This window comes from Mesorhizobium ventifaucium (assembly GCF_935822925.1).
Taxonomy (GTDB): domain Bacteria; phylum Pseudomonadota; class Alphaproteobacteria; order Rhizobiales; family Rhizobiaceae; genus Mesorhizobium; species Mesorhizobium ventifaucium.
Genome location: NZ_CAKXZS010000034.1, coordinates 214,456 through 229,402, shown reverse-complemented (window position 1 = coordinate 229,402; position 14,947 = coordinate 214,456). Strand labels below are relative to the sequence as shown.

At 62.2% G+C, this 14,947-nt stretch carries 15 protein-coding genes; 6 read left to right on the top strand and 9 right to left on the bottom strand.

The annotated features are described in order from the left end of the window. Position 1: 1 nt before the first annotated feature. From NMG70_RS26625 to NMG70_RS26610, 4 genes are all read right to left on the bottom strand, one after another. Positions 2 to 1,141: an ABC transporter ATP-binding protein gene (locus tag NMG70_RS26625; RefSeq protein WP_254027260.1), complete on the bottom strand. Its 1,140-nt coding sequence runs from the start codon at positions 1,139 to 1,141 to the stop codon at positions 2 to 4. Between the two features lie 75 nt (positions 1,142 to 1,216). Next, positions 1,217 to 2,314: a polyamine ABC transporter substrate-binding protein gene (locus NMG70_RS26620; protein WP_254027259.1), complete on the bottom strand. Its 1,098-nt coding sequence runs from the start codon at positions 2,312 to 2,314 to the stop codon at positions 1,217 to 1,219. A 357-nt stretch (positions 2,315 to 2,671) separates the two neighbouring features. After that, positions 2,672 to 3,625 (bottom strand): DMT family transporter, encoded by a 954-nt coding sequence (locus tag NMG70_RS26615; protein WP_254027258.1) that lies wholly within the window; start codon positions 3,623 to 3,625, stop codon positions 2,672 to 2,674. 148 nt (positions 3,626 to 3,773) lie between these two features. After that, on the bottom strand, positions 3,774 to 5,228 hold the full coding sequence (locus NMG70_RS26610) for a helix-turn-helix domain-containing protein (RefSeq protein ID WP_254027257.1): 1,455 nt from the start codon (positions 5,226 to 5,228) through the stop codon (positions 3,774 to 3,776). Between the two features lie 243 nt (positions 5,229 to 5,471). Here NMG70_RS26610 and aceA point away from each other — a divergent pair, with 243 nt between their 5' ends. From aceA to NMG70_RS26590, 4 genes are all read left to right on the top strand, one after another. Continuing rightward, a complete protein-coding gene (gene aceA, locus NMG70_RS26605; RefSeq protein WP_254027256.1) occupies positions 5,472 to 6,761 on the top strand; it encodes an isocitrate lyase in 1,290 nt (429 codons plus the stop codon). A 63-nt stretch (positions 6,762 to 6,824) separates the two neighbouring features. Continuing rightward, the gene (locus tag NMG70_RS26600; RefSeq protein ID WP_077379645.1) at positions 6,825 to 7,067 is read left to right on the top strand and encodes an SMc00767 family acetate metabolism repressor; all 243 of its coding nucleotides are present in this window, start codon (positions 6,825 to 6,827) and stop codon (positions 7,065 to 7,067) included. Between the two features lie 277 nt (positions 7,068 to 7,344). Beyond that, the gene (locus NMG70_RS26595) at positions 7,345 to 7,758 is read left to right on the top strand and encodes a response regulator (protein ID WP_254027361.1); all 414 of its coding nucleotides are present in this window, start codon (positions 7,345 to 7,347) and stop codon (positions 7,756 to 7,758) included. A 202-nt stretch (positions 7,759 to 7,960) separates the two neighbouring features. Next, positions 7,961 to 8,404 carry a Fur family transcriptional regulator gene (locus NMG70_RS26590; protein WP_254027255.1) on the top strand — a complete coding sequence of 148 codons (444 nt, stop codon included), beginning with the start codon at positions 7,961 to 7,963 and terminating at the stop codon, positions 8,402 to 8,404. A gap of 10 nt (positions 8,405 to 8,414) precedes the next feature. Here NMG70_RS26590 and NMG70_RS26585 read toward each other — a convergent pair whose 3' ends face one another. The 5 genes from NMG70_RS26585 to NMG70_RS26565 form a co-directional block, all read right to left on the bottom strand. Continuing rightward, positions 8,415 to 9,260, bottom strand: coding sequence for a metal ABC transporter permease (locus tag NMG70_RS26585; RefSeq protein WP_254027254.1), 846 nt, complete (start codon positions 9,258 to 9,260; stop codon positions 8,415 to 8,417). After that, the gene (gene sitC / locus NMG70_RS26580) at positions 9,257 to 10,114 is read right to left on the bottom strand and encodes an iron/manganese ABC transporter permease subunit SitC (protein ID WP_254027253.1); all 858 of its coding nucleotides are present in this window, start codon (positions 10,112 to 10,114) and stop codon (positions 9,257 to 9,259) included. The genes NMG70_RS26585 and sitC overlap by 4 nt, the downstream gene beginning before the upstream one ends. Then, positions 10,111 to 11,016, bottom strand: a complete 906-nt coding sequence (locus NMG70_RS26575) for a manganese/iron ABC transporter ATP-binding protein (RefSeq protein WP_254027252.1) — start codon at positions 11,014 to 11,016, stop codon at positions 10,111 to 10,113. The genes sitC and NMG70_RS26575 overlap by 4 nt, the downstream gene beginning before the upstream one ends. Continuing rightward, positions 11,013 to 11,894, bottom strand: a complete 882-nt coding sequence (locus tag NMG70_RS26570) for a metal ABC transporter substrate-binding protein (RefSeq protein ID WP_254027360.1) — start codon at positions 11,892 to 11,894, stop codon at positions 11,013 to 11,015. The genes NMG70_RS26575 and NMG70_RS26570 overlap by 4 nt, the downstream gene beginning before the upstream one ends. A 278-nt stretch (positions 11,895 to 12,172) precedes the next feature. After that, a complete protein-coding gene (locus NMG70_RS26565) occupies positions 12,173 to 12,889 on the bottom strand; it encodes an HAD family hydrolase (RefSeq protein ID WP_254027251.1) in 717 nt (238 codons plus the stop codon). Positions 12,890 to 13,038: 149 nt separating this feature from the next. Here NMG70_RS26565 and NMG70_RS26560 point away from each other — a divergent pair, with 149 nt between their 5' ends. Together NMG70_RS26560 and NMG70_RS26555 are read left to right on the top strand one after the other, a co-directional pair. After that, entirely contained in the window at positions 13,039 to 14,475 is a 1,437-nt protein-coding gene (locus tag NMG70_RS26560) for a glutamine synthetase family protein (RefSeq protein ID WP_167378776.1), read from the top strand. 39 nt (positions 14,476 to 14,514) lie between these two features. Continuing rightward, positions 14,515 to 14,883, top strand: coding sequence for a four helix bundle protein (locus NMG70_RS26555; RefSeq protein WP_254027250.1), 369 nt, complete (start codon positions 14,515 to 14,517; stop codon positions 14,881 to 14,883). Positions 14,884 to 14,947 lie beyond the last annotated feature (64 nt).

The following is a 14,947-nucleotide window of genomic DNA, read 5'->3' as shown; positions in this document are numbered from 1 at the left end:
CCTATCGCGTCAGCACGACGCCGGCATCCGGCCGGAACGACACCCATGCACGGTCGTTCCAACTCAGCGGATCCTCGGTGATGCGGGCCGCGTTCATCGTGCTCGCCCGCACCACCTGGCCGTCGTCCAGCCGGACGTGATAGACGGTCATGTCGCCGAGATAGGCGATATCGTAGACCTCGCCCTCAATGGCGTTGACGGCGCCGGCCGGTCTCGTCGACGATATTCTGATCTTCTCCGGCCTGATGGCGAAGGCGACGGCCGCGCCAGTTGCGGCATCGCCCGCATTCTCGGTCCGGATGGTGATGCCGTTGCCGGCATCGATGCTTGCAGCACCCGCCTCGCCATGCGCAATCTTGCCTTCGAACATGTTGACGTTGCCGACAAAGCCGGCAACGAAACGGGAGCCCGGCGCCTCGTAGACTTCGGCCGGCGTCGCCACCTGCATCACCTCGCCCTTGTCGATGATGGCGATGCGGTCGGCCATGGTCATCGCCTCTTCCTGGTCGTGCGTGACGACGACGAAGGTGAGGCCGAGTGACTGCTGCAGATCCATCAGCTCGAACTGCGTTTCCTCGCGCAGCTTCTTGTCCAGCGCGCCCAACGGCTCGTCGAGCAGCAGAACCTTCGGCCTTTTAGCGACCGAGCGGGCAAGCGCGACGCGCTGGCGCTGGCCGCCGGACAATTGGTGCGGCTTGCGCTTGGCGAACTGCTCGAGCTTGACCAGCTTCAGCATCTCTCCCACGCGCGCCGCGATATCGGGCTTCGGCATGCCGTCCTGCTTGAGGCCGAAGGCGATGTTGTTATCGACCGTCATATGCGGGAAGAGCGCATAGGACTGGAACATCATGTTGACCGGCCGCCGATATGGCGGGATGCCGCGCAGATCCTGGCCGTCGAGAAGGATGCGACCGGCGGTCGGCTCCTCGAAGCCGGCGAGCATCCGCAGAAGCGTCGACTTTCCGCAGCCCGACGCGCCGAGCAGGGCAAAGAACTCGCGCTCGAATATCGTCAGCGACAAATTGTTGACGGCGGTGAAGTCACCGAACTTCTTGGTCACCTTGTCGAACTGGATGTATGGCTTGGCGTTCGGATCGTTCCATGGCGCGAAATCCCTGCGGATGCTGCCAAGCGATTTCATGTCCCACTCCGTGCTGCGTTCTATCCCCGGAAGACTTGACCCCGGCAGCACCCTGCCGGGGTCGTTGATTGTCGTTTACTGCCCGGTGACGATCTTGGTCCAGGTGCGGGTGACGACGCGCTGGGTCTTGGAATCGTAGGGGGCGATGGTGAACAGTTTCGCCAGCGTCGCCTCGTCCGGGTAGATCGCCGGATCGTCTAGTATCTCCTTGTCGATGAACTGCTGCGACGCCTTGTTGCCATTGGCGTAGAAGATGTAATTGCTCGCCTTGGCAATGACTTCCGGCTTCATCATGTAGTTCAGGAATTCATGCGCCTCGGCGACATGCGGCGCGTCGGCCGGGATCGCCATCTGGTCGAACCACATTTCGGCGCCTTCTTTCGGCACGGAATAGCCGATCTCAACGCCCTGGTTTGCCTCCGTCGCACGGTCTCGCGCCTGGAACACGTCTCCCGACCAGCCGACGGCCAGACAGATGTCGCCATTGGCCAGCGCGTTGATATATTCCGACGAGTGGAACTTGCGGATGTAAGGCCTGATCTTCAGCATCACTTCTTCGGCCTTGGCGAAATCGTCCAGCGACGTGGTCTCGGGATCGATGCCCAGATATTTGAAGGCGGTCGGCAGGATGTCGCTCGGAGAATCGAGGACATAGACGCCGCAATCCTTCAGCTTGGCCAGCTGTTCCGGATTGAAGAACACGTCCCAGCTGTCGATCTTGTCGGTGCCGAGCGCTTCCTGCACTTTCTTGACGTTATAGCCGAGGCCGACTGTGCCCCACATGTAGTTGATCGAATATTCGTTGCCGGGATCGTACTTGGCAGTGCGCTCCGAAACGACGTCCCACATGTTGGAAACGTTGGGCAGCTTCGACTTGTCGAGCTTCTGGAACACCCCTGCCTGGATCTGGCGTGCGAGGAAATTGGCGGTCGGCACGACAACGTCGTAGCCGCTGCCGCCGGCAAGCAGTTTCGTCTCAAGCAGCTCGTTGGAATCGAAGGTGTCGTAGGTGACCTTGATGCCCGTTTCCTTGGTGAAGTCGTCGATGATCGAGCTGTCGATGTAATCCGACCAGTTATAGACGTTGACGACGCGGTCCTGGGCATGAGCGCCGAGGGTGAAAAGCGCTAGAAATGCCGAGGTCGCCGAAAGCCAGAATGCTTTGCGGATCATGCGTCTCTCCTTTGATGAGTGTTCCATCGCCAGCGCGTCGCGGGGCTGCGCGGCTGGGCGTTTGCTTCAGATTATTGGGCTTTCCGACAAGCGACAAGCGCGAACCGCCAATACCATGGTAGTTCGATGCGCAGCGGCCGAGCCCCCCGTTCCCATGTCGTGATCCAGGTGGCATTCCGGCGCCGTCGAAGGCTCTCGCCATGGCGCGGGCAGGGATACGACGATGTTGTCCGGTCTCGGTCGGCCCGGAGGGGAGACTTGGCAAGATGAGCCTGTCTTGTTGTTGCCGTATTCACAGCCTGCCCGCGCGGCTGCGCCATTGTCAATGGCTCATCTCGCTCTGGCGCGTGCGCTGCATCAATTAGGCGACGGCATACCGGTGACACCCGGCCGCACGGGCCGCGCCTGGCGCTTGAATTCGAGCCCGATATGGACGAGCAGCGCCGTGACCACGACCGTGCCGCCAAGGATGGTGCGTCCCGACGGCACCTCGGAATGGATGAGCCAGACCCAGATTGGGCCGAGGATCGGCTCGAAAGTGCCGAGCAGCGCTGCGACCGCCGCCGGAACGAGCCGGGCGCCGGTGGCGAAGAAGGCAAGGCCGAGACCGAGATTGACCACGCCGAATGCAAACAGGAAACCCATGTCGCTGCTGGAAACGGCGAATTGCGATGCCTGCGACGCCGCGAATGCGGCCGCAAGCATCGTGCCGAGGCAGGTCGCCGGCGTCATCCGCACATGGGCAAAGCGTCGCGTGATGACGGTGGCGATCGAAAACATCACGGCGATGAGCAGCGCCAAGCCGTCGCCGATGGGCGACACGGCGCCATCGAGCGATTCCGATACCATGATCGCAACGCCGGCAATGACGGCTGCAATCGCCGCCCAGGTCGCCACGGCCACCCGTTCGCGAAACAGCACCCAGGCAAACAGCGCCGCCAGGAGTGGCACGCCGGCCTGCATCAAAAGGATGTTGGCGACGGTGGTGTAGGCAAGCGCCACGACGAATGAGGTCGATGCGGTGGCGAAGCAGAACGCCACGGCAAGGCCGGGCAGGCCCATGCCGCGGAACAACCTTAGGGTGCCGTGCCAGCCGTCGCGCCAGACCATGAAGCAGATCAGGAAGGCGGCGGCCCAGACCGAGCGCCAGAACACCACGGTCCAGCTGTCGCCGGCGTCTATGAAACGGGCAATGGCGCCGCCGAAACTCCACATCAGCGCCGACAGGAATATCAACATGAAGCCGATACGCTCGTCACGCGGCGAGACGACAGGCGAGACGGCTAGCGGTGATGATGATGTATCGGTCATGATTGCGACTGTCGGCAATTTCGGGGCAGCACGATGCATAGCGAACGACAGAAACGTGCATTAATCGCGTAACGCAAAGACGAAGATCGGGCGTGATCCACCGGACGGCGACGGTTGTGGCAAAGATGGCAGGTCGCCTGCCGTGGCCTCACTGGAAATCGAAGGCGCTTAGTCCGGTCACCATTTCGTCGAGGCCGAGCGGGCGCGTCACCGGCGGCTCGGCGCGGGCGAGGCAGCCGATGCGTTCGCACAGCCGGCAGGCCGGGCCAATCGGCGTGGCCGGATTGGCGCCCTGTCCGGCTTTTCCGGCCGCCGCGGCAGCCGGCCCCGGCAGGGCCGCGCCGTAGACGATCTCGTCACGAAAGCCGATGTCGCAGCCCAGCAGAAGTGCGGTACGGCGTGGGCGCTCCGAAAACGAGCCTTGCGGCCCTTCGAGCGTGCGGGCGACGCAGAGGAACTCGGCGCCGTCGGGCATTTCCACCGCCTCGACGAAGATCTGGCCGGGTTGGGCAAAGGCGGCATGCACGGGAAGTTTTGGACAGCCGCCGCCGAAGCGGCTCTGCGGAAAACCCTGGCTGCCCGCCTTGCGGAAGCGGTTGCCGGCATTGTCGACCTCGAGCATGAAGAACGGCACGCCCGGCGTGCCCGGCCGCTGCAGCGTCGTCAGCCGGTTCGCCGCCTGCTCGAAGGAGACGCCGAAGCGCGAGCGCAGCACGTCGATGTCGTAACGCGCGCGTGTCGCGGCTGCGTGAAAGGACTGATAGGGCATCATCAGCGCGTGGGCGGCGTAGCGGCCAAGCTCGAAGCGGGCGAGCCGGCGGGCCTCATCCGTGGTCAGCTTCAGCGCCTGGATCTCGCTTGCCACGGCGACCGTCATGCGGATCAGGCAGGCCTCCATCGCCACCTCGCGCAACTGGTCGAACGGCGACAGGCGCTCGGACAGGAACAGACGCTGCGAGTGGCGGTCGTAGCGGCGGCGCCAGTTCGGCATGGTGGCGACCGGCAGCACCTTGACGACGACGCCATATTCGCGCTTCAGCCAGGCCTTCAGCGCACCTAGCAGATCGTCGCCTGGATCGAGCACCGACGTGAATGCCTCGGCCTCCTCTTCCAGCGCGGCAAAATGGTTCGGACGGCGCTCGAAAATCTCGTGCACCTCATCGATCGGCAGGCGGGCGCCGGACAGTGCCGTCGCTTTGCCCTCACGCGCCAGGAGCTCGTTGAGGTCGGAAAGGCGCTCGGCCTGCTCGCGATAAGCGCGAAACAGTTTTATCACCGCGGCGGAAGCGTTGGGCGCCGCCTCGGCAAGCTCGATCAGTTCCTGGTCACCGGGCAATTCGCCGACCAGCAGCGGATCTGAAAACACTTCCTTCAAGGCGGCGACCGAACCCCTCGCCTCGCCCTGCAATTCATGCGGGTCGACCTTGTAGACAGACGCCAGCTTGAGGATCAGCTGAACCGTCAGCGGCCGCTGGTTGCGTTCGATGAGATTGAGGTAGGACGGCGAGATGCCGAGCCCTTCGGCCATCGCCGTCTGGGTCAGGCCCTTGGCGCTGCGGATGCGGCGGATGCGCGGCCCGGCGAAGATCTTCTGATCGGCCACTCGGCTGTCCTTGACAGACTTTACATGATTCGGCGCGGCGCTGCCATGCCGGCCTTTACAATCATGACAGATTTACAGCGCATGAATGTCAAACGCAACACAGGTTTTCCCTTATTTTCCAGCCAATCCTCTGGTTTTCCTCGCCGCTCTCGCGCCGAAATGTAAATGCTGTCATACCAAAACGGCGCAGAAATTTTGATAAGGCGGCGTTTCCATCCCAGCAACTATCTGTCGGAGCGACCAATGACTGATTTTTACAACCTCGTCCCCTCGGCGCCGGAAGGCCGCTTCGACGGCATCGAGCGGCCCTACTCGCCGGAGGATGTGAAGCGGCTGCGCGGTTCGGTCCAGATCCGGCAGAGCCTCGCCGAAATGGGCGCCAACCGGCTCTGGAAGCTCATCCACGAGGAGGATTTCGTCAACGCGCTCGGCGCCATGTCTGGCAACCAGGCGATGCAGCAGGTGCGGGCCGGGCTGAAGGCGATCTACCTGTCCGGGTGGCAGGTCGCCGCCGACGCCAACACCGCATCCGCCATGTATCCGGACCAGTCGCTTTATCCCGCCAATGCGGCGCCCGAACTGGTCAAGCGCATCAACCGAACCCTGCAGCGCGCCGACCAGATCGAGACCTCCGAAGGCAAGGGGCTTTCCGTCGAAACCTGGTTCGCGCCTGTTGTCGCCGATGCGGAAGCCGGCTTCGGCGGACCGCTCAATGCCTTTGAGATTATGAAGGCCTTCATCGAGGCGGGTGCCGCCGGCGTCCACTACGAGGACCAGCTGGCGTCGGAGAAGAAATGCGGCCATCTCGGCGGCAAGGTGCTGATCCCGACCGCCGCACACATCCGCAACCTCAACGCGGCGCGGCTTGCTGCCGATGTCATGGGCACGCCGACGCTGGTCGTCGCGCGCACCGACGCGGAAGCGGCAAAGCTGCTCACTTCCGACATCGACGAGCGCGACCAGCCCTTCGTCGACTATGGCGCCGGCCGTACCGTGGAGGGCTTCTATCAAGTCAGGAACGGCATCGAGCCTTGCATCGCACGGGCCGTCGCCTACGCGCCCTACGCCGACCTGATCTGGTGCGAAACCTCCAAGCCCGATCTGGCGCAGGCCAGGAAGTTCGCCGAGGGCGTGCACAGGCAGCATCCCGGCAAGCTCCTCGCCTATAATTGCTCGCCCTCGTTCAACTGGAAGAAGAACCTCGACGATGCCACGATCGCCAGGTTCCAGAAGGAACTCGGCGCTATGGGCTACAAGTTCCAGTTCATCACGCTGGCCGGTTTTCACCAGCTCAATTTCGGCATGTTCGAACTCGCCCGCGGCTACAAGACGCGGCAGATGGCGGCTTATTCCGAGTTGCAGGAGGCTGAATTCGCGGCGGAAGCCCACGGCTACACCGCGACCAAGCACCAGCGCGAAGTCGGTACCGGCTATTTCGACGCCGTGTCGATGGCGATCAGCGGTGGCCGGTCTTCGACCACGGCCATGCATGAATCGACCGAGCACGCCCAGTTCAAACCGGCGGCGGAATAGCACGAACGCAACAAAATAGAGGCAACGCCCCTAACGGGTAAAAAACGCTAAGGGAGAAGACCAATGGCATCGATAAGCCGCGTCAAGGAACGGGCGGAAGAACAGGCCACCACCATGACCGTCGACCAGCAGGCGACCATCCGCATGCTGGCCAACGACCTGCACAGGCTCAACCAGTCGGTGATGAAGGCGGTCGAGGCCGGTGTGTCGGTCGAGCTTGTGCGCTCGGCAAGGCACCACGGCGGCGACGGGAACTGGGGCGACCTGCTGATCCCGGTGATCGTCACGCAGCGAAGCCTCGGCTGAGCGAAATCCGACCTAGCCCTGCTGGTGGATCGGCATCACCTCCGCAGTCCCTGCGCAGGTGATTTGCGCTTGCACAACCAGTTTGCATACGAAACCAAAAAGAACTTGCTTTAAATTTTAACCGTTCTTGCGATATTCTCGATGCCAGCCATTTCAACTTGACATAGGCAGCGATCTTACGGCAATTGTTTCGAAGGTTTCAACCCTGCATTGAAACCAACGAGTGCCCGCCCCGCTGATGCGCCCCTTGAATCGCACTGTAAACCACCTGAGTTTGATGAGCCGGAATGTGGACCCCGAACTGCTCGCGGACTTCACTCGCGTCCTCGTCGTCGGAAAATCGCCGATCAACCGGGTGGTGGTTTCGAAAATCGTCGAACGATCCGGGCTCAAACCGATCTCGGAATCGCCCGAAACGGCAGCAACGACGCTGCGCTCGCTGATTCCCGGAGCTGTCGTCCTCGATGGCGGACCCGACAACAAGGACTGCGACGCGCTGATGTCTGGTATCGACGCACTGCGACGCATCTCGGGCAGGTCGCGTCCCTCGGTGATCCTGCTCTCGACCAAAAGCGGCACACCGGAGAGCCTCGGCCTGTCGAGCGTCGTCGATGCGGTGGTCGTCAAACCGATCACGACCGAACGGCTGCAGCCGGTGATCGACCATTTGATCGGGCTCGGACGCAGCTAGCCGGCATCCTGTCCGGCTCACACGCCCTTCCTCGCTTCTTGTGATCGGATCTGGATATCTTATGTCAGTATGCGACCGCCTGACAGCGAACGCCGCCCGATGTCCTTTTGCAATTGCGACGCATCTGGGATAGCACCTTCGAACAAATCGGCAGGCATGTTCCGACTTCGCGGCATGGCTGTCGATATTGGCGGATCATGACATGTCCTCAGAACAGACCATCGCCGCGCTTTGCAGGGAACTCGGACTGCGCATCACCGGTCCGCGCCGCGTCATCATGCGCGTTCTATCCGAATCCAGCGACCATCCGGATGTGGTGGAACTCCATCGCCGCGTTGTCGCCATCGAGCCGACGATCTCGCTCGCCACTGTCTATCGCACCGTCAGCCTTCTGCGCGAAAAGGGCATACTGGAGCGGCACACCTTTGGCGATCGGCGCGCCAGATACGAAACAGTCCCGCGTGAGCATCACGATCATCTCATCAACATCGAGACCGGAGATGTCATCGAGTTCCAGTCGGCGGAGATCGAGCGGCTCCAGGAGGAAATCGCTCGACAGCACGGATTCACCATCATCAGCCACAGACTGGAGATCTACGTGAAGCCGATCCAGAAAGCGCGACGCTCTCGTCAGACCAGAGAATGACCGCCAGTTTCTAGCCCTCCCCGCTGATCTCCATTCGGCCCGCTTTGAGTGTGGTGGCTGCGAAGGCAGCGATGAAGGCGGCGGACAGCATGAGAACGATGGTCGGAGCCGGTGCGCTGTCGATGAAGAAGGACAGATAGACGCCGAGAAACGATGCGGCGACCGCGATCGCTACCGACAGGGTGAGCATGGCGCTGAACTTCCTTGTCAGCAGGAAGGCGATTGCGCCAGGCGCGATCAGCATGGCGATGGCCATGATGATGCCGACCGCCTTCAGCGCGCCGACGATCGTGAGCGAGATCAGGCAAAGCAGGCCGTAATGGAGCAGGTTGACCCGAAGACCAACCGCGCGAGCCTGGGCCGGGTCGAAGGCGTGCAGCAGGAAGTCGCGCCACTTGATGCCGATGATGCCGGCCGTGATCGCAGCAATGAGCCCGGTTTCGACGATGTCGCGCAGGCCGATGCCAAGAACGTCGCCGAATAATATGTGGTCGAGATGCACGTCGGACTGGATTTTTACGTAGAGCACCAGGCCGAGGCCGAACATGCCGGAGAAGACGATGCCCATTACCGTATCCTGCTTGATGCGGCTGTTGTCCTTGAGGAAGCCGGTGGCGAGAGCGCAGACCATCCCGGCGGCGAAGGCACCGATCGAATAGGGGAATCCGAGGATGTAAGCGATGACCACGCCGGGAAAGACGGCGTGGCTGATGGCGTCGCCCATCAGCGACCAGCCCTTGAGAACGAGAAAGCAGGAGAGCAGCGCCGTCGGCACAGCGACCAGAACCGAAGCAATCAGGGCATTGACCATGAAGCCGAACTGGAAGGGGGCAAGCAGCGTATCGAGGATGCTCATCGGCTGGCCTCCAAGGCCCTCGCCGAGCGGCGGCGGGCAGCCAGCATTCCATGCTTGGGAGCGAAGAAGAAGGCGGCGAGAAAGATCAGCGTCTGCAATACGACGATGATGCCGCCGGTGGCGCCGTCGAGGAAATAGCTGACATAGGCGCCGGTGAAACTCGTCGCCGCGCCGATGACGACCGCGATGACGAGCAGGCGCGGAAAGCGGTCCGTCAGAAGATAGGCGGTCGCGCCGGGGGTCACCACCATGCAGATGACCAGGAAGGCGCCGACGGTCTGAAGCGCGGCGACCGTGGAGGCCGATAGCAGCATGAAGAACATGATCTTGAGCGCGCTCGGGTTGAGGCCGATCGAGCGGGCATGGCTCTCGTCGAAGAAGACCACCATCAGATCCTTCCACTTCACCAGCAGGATGGCGAGCGAGACGAAGCCTATTATGGCAAGCTGAAGCGTGTCTTCCGGAGTGATCGCCAGGATGTTGCCGAGCACGATCGTCTGGATATTCACCGAGGTCGGCGACAGCGACACCATGAACAAGCCGAGGCCGAAGAAGGAGGAGAAGATCAGGCCGATGATGGCGTCTTCCTTCAGTTTTGTGCGTTGGTTGAGGAAGAGCATCGCCGCGGCGGCGAGCCCGCCGGAGAAGAAAGCGCCGAGCGAGAAGGGAAGGCCCAGCATATAGGCGCCGGCGACGCCCGGCACGATCGAATGCGAGAGCGCGTCACCGATCAGCGACCAGCCTTTCAGCATAAGATAGCAGGACAGGAAGGCGCAGACCCCGCCGACCAGGGCGGACACCCACATGGCGTTGAGCATATATTCGTAGCCGAACGGCTCGAGCAGGACACTCATTCGTCCGGTTCCCGCATCTTGTGCTGCATGGCTCCGTTCTCTCCGTAGAAGACCAGTGGCCGTTCGTCGTCGGTGATGACGGCAAGGCGGCGCTTGTCGTCGTCTTCATGCAGCCCGGCGCCGCCCAGCACGAAATGACGCAAGGCGCCGCCGAACGCCTTTTCCAGGTTCGCCTGCGTGAAGGTCTGGCCAGTCGGCCCGTAGGCAAGGACCGTGTTCCGGAGCAGCACGGCACGGTCGCAGAACTCCGGCACGCTACCTAGATTGTGCGTCGAGACCAGCATCACCCGGCCTTCGCGCCGGAGTGCGCGCAGCAGTTCGACGATAGCGTCCTCGGTCCTGACGTCGACGCCGGTGAACGGCTCGTCGAGCAGGATGACGCGCCCGTCCTGCGCCAGCGCCCGAGCGAGGAAGACCCGCTTCTTCTGCCCGCCCGAAAGCTCGCCGATCTGGCGCTTGCGGAAATCGCTCATGCCGACACGCGCAAGCGCTGATGTAACCGCCTCGCGATCAGCTGCCTTCGGAATGCGCATCATGCCCATATGGCCGTAGCGACCCATCATGACGACGTCCTCGACCAGGACTGGAAAGTTCCAGTCGACCTCCTCGGCCTGCGGCACATAGGCGACGACGTTCTTCCTCAGCGCGGCCGCGGCCGGCTGTCCGAGAACAAGAATCTCTCCCTTTGCCAGCCGCACGAAGCCCATGATGGCTTTGAACAGCGTCGACTTGCCCGAGCCGTTGACACCGACGAGCGCCGTGATCGTGCCGGTCGGAATTTCAAAGCTCGCATCCCGCAGCGCCGTGTGACCGTTGCGGTAGGTGACGGTCGCGCCGCGGACGGCGAGACCGCCTGCCGCATCCTCGGGCGCGGCGGCAAGAGGCGGAACGGCTGTGTTCATTGCGACAGCCCCGCGGCGAGGCCTTTCTGAATTGTATCCGATGTCACACGCAGCAGGTCGATATAGGTCGGCACCGGGCCGTCCGCCTCGCTGAGCGAGTCGACGTAGAGCACGCCGCCGTAATGTGCTCCCGTCTCTCGCGCGACCTGCCGGGCCGGCTTGTCCGATACGGTGCTTTCGCTGAAGACGGCGACGATCTTGTTTTCCCGGACGGCGTCGATCACCTTGCGAACCTGCTGCGGAGTGCCTTGCTGGTCAGCGTTGATCGGCCACAAATAAAGCTCCTTCAGCGCGAAATCGCGTGCGAGATAGGAGAAAGCGCCTTCGCTCGACACCAGCCAGCGCCTGTCCTGCGGAATCGAGGCAAGCTTCTCGCGGATCGGCGCGACGGCCGCCTCTATCTTTGCCTTGTAGGCTTCCGCATTGGCCTTGTAGGTCTCGGCATGCGCCGGATCGTGCTCGACGAAGGCGTCGCGGATGTTGTCGACGTAGATCAGCGCGTTTGTCGGCGACATCCAGGCATGCGGATTCGGTTTGCCTGTATAGGGTCCCTCGTCGATGCTCATCGGTTGGACGCCCTCGGAGACGATGGCGCCGGGCACGTCGCTGAGGTTCTGGAAGAATTTTTTGAACCAGAGCTCGAGGTTGAGCCCGTTCCACAGAATGAGCTGTGCGCCCTGCGCCCGCTGAATGTCGCCCGGCGTCGGCGCGTAGTTGTGGATCTCCGCGCCCGGCTTGGTGATCGATTCCACGATCGCTGCGTCGCCCGCCACGTTCTTCGCCATGTCGGCGATGACGGTGAAGGTCGTCACGGCCTTGAACTTTTCCTGCGCTTTGGCTGGGCTCGAAGCCACTGCCGCAGCGAGCACCGTAGCCATCAACCCGACGACAACCAATCGCCCGTATCTTCCGATCATCAAAATCTCCTGTCGCGATTTTCTCGCATGTCCCGCGGGCGCTGTGACGCCGCGCTTGTCGCATATTCTGCAATTGCGACTGATTTGCAAGTAGAAAACGATTTTGCATCGTGGATTGTACACGGGCCGCGCGATGGGGTCAGCGACAGCGCGGCTCTTTGCGGAGCCGACAACAATGATTGCGACGCGTCGGCACCGGTGCGCTGCGCCGCACGTCCGGTTCGAGGCCGAGACGGCGATCAGCCGGCTTTCCCGATGCTTTCGACCAGCCCGGGCAGTTCCGAGAGGTCGGCAATCTGGCGGAAGCGAGGCGCGGTGACCGGCGGCTCGACATGTTCCAGCACCCAGGTCAGCTCATGCGGCACGTGGACGCCCCAACTGCCGGCCTCGATGGCCGGCACCACGTCCGACTTGAGCGAATTGCCGACCATCATGCTTTTTTCGGCGCCATCACCGTGGCGGCTGAAGATGCTGACGTAAGTGGCGGGGCTCTTGTCGCTGACGATCTCGACGGCATCGAACAGACCACCAAGGCCCGATTGCGCCAGCTTGCGTTCCTGATCGAAAAGATCGCCCTTGGTGATCAGCACCAGGCGATATGCATCCGCCAGTTTTTCAACGGTTTCGCGCGCATGAGGCAGCGCCTCGATCGGATGGCCAAGCATCTCGCGGCCCGCGGCGAGAATTTCGGCGATGACCGAGGCCGGCGCGCGGCCCTCGGTAATCTCGATCGCCGTTTCGATCATCGACAGGGTAAACCCCTTGATGCCGAAGCCGTATACGGCGAGGTTGCGCTTCTCGGCCTCCAGCAGTCTTGCCGAGATGTGCTCCTCCTCGGCATGATCGGCGAGCAGCGCGGCAAAGCGTTTTTCGGTGATGCGGAAGAACTGCTCGTTCTGCCAGAGCGTGTCGTCGGCATCGAAGCCGATCGTGGTCAATTGACGATTGTTCCGCATTCGACGTCTTCAACCGAGGTCATTGAACTTGCGTCGAACCTAAGCTGCTTGCGGCGGTTTTCAACTGGGCAGGCGAACGCAACCGCGGTCCCCTTCCCTTCCATCGCCGGCCCCGGCTATACTCCCAAATCCGCAACCCAATCTGGTGAATGATGCCGCCTGCAAAAAAGGAAGTCCGTCCGTCGAGCCGCGGAGGACGTATCCGCACGCCTGCCTTCGTGAAAAATCAACGTGGTGTGAAAAACTGGAAGGAAGTCGGCGCCTGGCTGGCATGGCGCGGCATCGAGGATATCGAATGCATCACGCCCGACCAGGCGGGTGTTGCGCGCGGCAAGATGATGCCGTCGAAGAAATTCACCTCCAACACCTCGCTGGCGCTGCCCTCGGCGGTGTTCATGACGACGATCTCCGGCGGCTATCCGGAGGACGGCAACGGCTTCCACTATCCGGAGGACGACGGCGACCTCAAGCTGATGCCGGACCTTTCGACACTGACCGTGGTGCCGTGGGAAGAGGACCCGACGGCGGCGGTCATCTGCGATCTCGTCCACCAGGACGGCCGCTCGGTCGAGTTCACGCCACGCAACGTGCTGAAGCGTGTGCTTGCCGCTTACGACAAACGCGGGCTGAAACCGGTTGTGGCGCCCGAGATCGAGTTCTATCTGGTGCGCAAGAATCCCGATCCGGACTACCCGTTGACCCCGCCGGTCGGGCGTTCGGGACGGGCGATCGGCGGTGGCGCCGGCTATTCGATCGCCGGCGTCAACGAGTTCGACGAACTGATCGACGACATCTACCATTTCTCCGAAAGCCAAGGCCTGGAGATCGACACGCTGATCCACGAGGAAGGGGCGGGCCAGCTCGAGATCAATCTGCGCCACGGCGATCCGATCGAACTGGCCGACCAGGTGTTCATGTTCAAGCGCACAATCCGCGAGGCGGCGCTGAAGCATGAGATTTATGCCACCTTCATGGCCAAGCCGATCCAGGGGCAGCCCGGGTCGGCCATGCATATCCACCAATCGATCATCGACAAGAAGACCGGCAGGAACGTCTTTTCCGCAGAGGACGGCTCGGAAACCGAAGCCTTCTTCCATTTCCTCGGCGGCATGCAGAAACATGTGCCGAACGCGCTGGTGATGTTTGCGCCCTACGTCAATTCCTATCGCCGGCTGACGCAGTCGGCTTCGGCGCCGGTCAACAACAAATGGGGCTACGACAACCGCACCACCGCCTTCCGCGTCCCGCGCTCCGACCCGGCAGCCAGGCGCGTCGAGAACCGCATCCCCTCCTCCGACGCCAATCCCTATCTGGCGCTGGCAGCATCGCTCGCCTGCGGGCTGATCGGCATGACCAACAAGATCAAGGCCGAACCGCCGGTTCTCACCACCGCCAACGAGGCCGAGATAGACCTGCCGCGCAGCCTGCTCGAGGCAGTCGACCTGTTCGAAGCCGACGAGGAACTCTGCGCGCTGCTCGGCAAGTCGTTTGCCGCCACCTATGCGGCGATCAAGCGGGCGGAATTCGAGACCTTCATGGAAGTGATCAGCCCGTGGGAGCGGGAGTATTTGTTGTTGAATGTGTAGGGGAGTAGGGGAGTAGGGCAATAGGGCAGTAGGGCAAGGATGACGGATAAGATTGCATCGTACAGGGATTTGATCGTCTGGCAGCAAGCCATGGACCTGACAGTTGCAATCTATGAAGTAACAAGAGCCTGGCCGAAGGACGAGCTCTACGGGCTGACGGGTCAGGTGCGTCGGGCAGCAACCTCGGTGCCAGCCAACATCGCCGAAGGTTACGGTCGAGAGAGTCGAGCTTCCTACCAGCAATTTCTCAGGATCGCCCAAGGATCACTCAAGGAGCTGGAGACCCACCTTTTTATCGCACAGCGGGTTGGTATTACCTCTCGCGAGGCAGTCGAGTCATTGATGCCCCACAGCGAAAGCGTAGGAAAACTCCTGCGGCTTCTGATCCGCAAGCTGTCATCTGAATAGAACCCTACTGCCCTACTGCCCTACTGCCCTACTGCCCTACTGCCCTACTGCCCTACTGCCCTAC

Bases quoted from the DNA above. Each gene is read 5' to 3' on its own strand.
- aceA (WP_254027256.1), top strand. From the start codon at position 5,472: ATGACTGATTTTTACAACCTCGTCCCCTCGGCGCCGGAAGGCCGCTTC.
- NMG70_RS26615 (WP_254027258.1), bottom strand. From the start codon at position 3,625: ATGACCGATACATCATCATCACCGCTAGCCGTCTCGCCTGTCGTCTCG.
- NMG70_RS26620 (WP_254027259.1), bottom strand. From the start codon at position 2,314: ATGATCCGCAAAGCATTCTGGCTTTCGGCGACCTCGGCATTTCTAGCG.
- NMG70_RS26565 (WP_254027251.1), bottom strand. From the start codon at position 12,889: ATGCGGAACAATCGTCAATTGACCACGATCGGCTTCGATGCCGACGAC.
- NMG70_RS26595 (WP_254027361.1), top strand. From the start codon at position 7,345: ATGAGCCGGAATGTGGACCCCGAACTGCTCGCGGACTTCACTCGCGTC.
- NMG70_RS26590 (WP_254027255.1), top strand. From the start codon at position 7,961: ATGTCCTCAGAACAGACCATCGCCGCGCTTTGCAGGGAACTCGGACTG.
- NMG70_RS26585 (WP_254027254.1), bottom strand. From the start codon at position 9,260: ATGAGCATCCTCGATACGCTGCTTGCCCCCTTCCAGTTCGGCTTCATG.
- NMG70_RS26625 (WP_254027260.1), bottom strand. From the start codon at position 1,141: ATGAAATCGCTTGGCAGCATCCGCAGGGATTTCGCGCCATGGAACGAT.
- NMG70_RS26560 (WP_167378776.1), top strand. From the start codon at position 13,039: ATGATGCCGCCTGCAAAAAAGGAAGTCCGTCCGTCGAGCCGCGGAGGA.
- NMG70_RS26555 (WP_254027250.1), top strand. From the start codon at position 14,515: ATGACGGATAAGATTGCATCGTACAGGGATTTGATCGTCTGGCAGCAA.
- NMG70_RS26600 (WP_077379645.1), top strand. From the start codon at position 6,825: ATGGCATCGATAAGCCGCGTCAAGGAACGGGCGGAAGAACAGGCCACC.
- sitC (WP_254027253.1), bottom strand. From the start codon at position 10,114: ATGAGTGTCCTGCTCGAGCCGTTCGGCTACGAATATATGCTCAACGCC.
- NMG70_RS26570 (WP_254027360.1), bottom strand. From the start codon at position 11,894: ATGGCTACGGTGCTCGCTGCGGCAGTGGCTTCGAGCCCAGCCAAAGCG.
- NMG70_RS26575 (WP_254027252.1), bottom strand. From the start codon at position 11,016: ATGAACACAGCCGTTCCGCCTCTTGCCGCCGCGCCCGAGGATGCGGCA.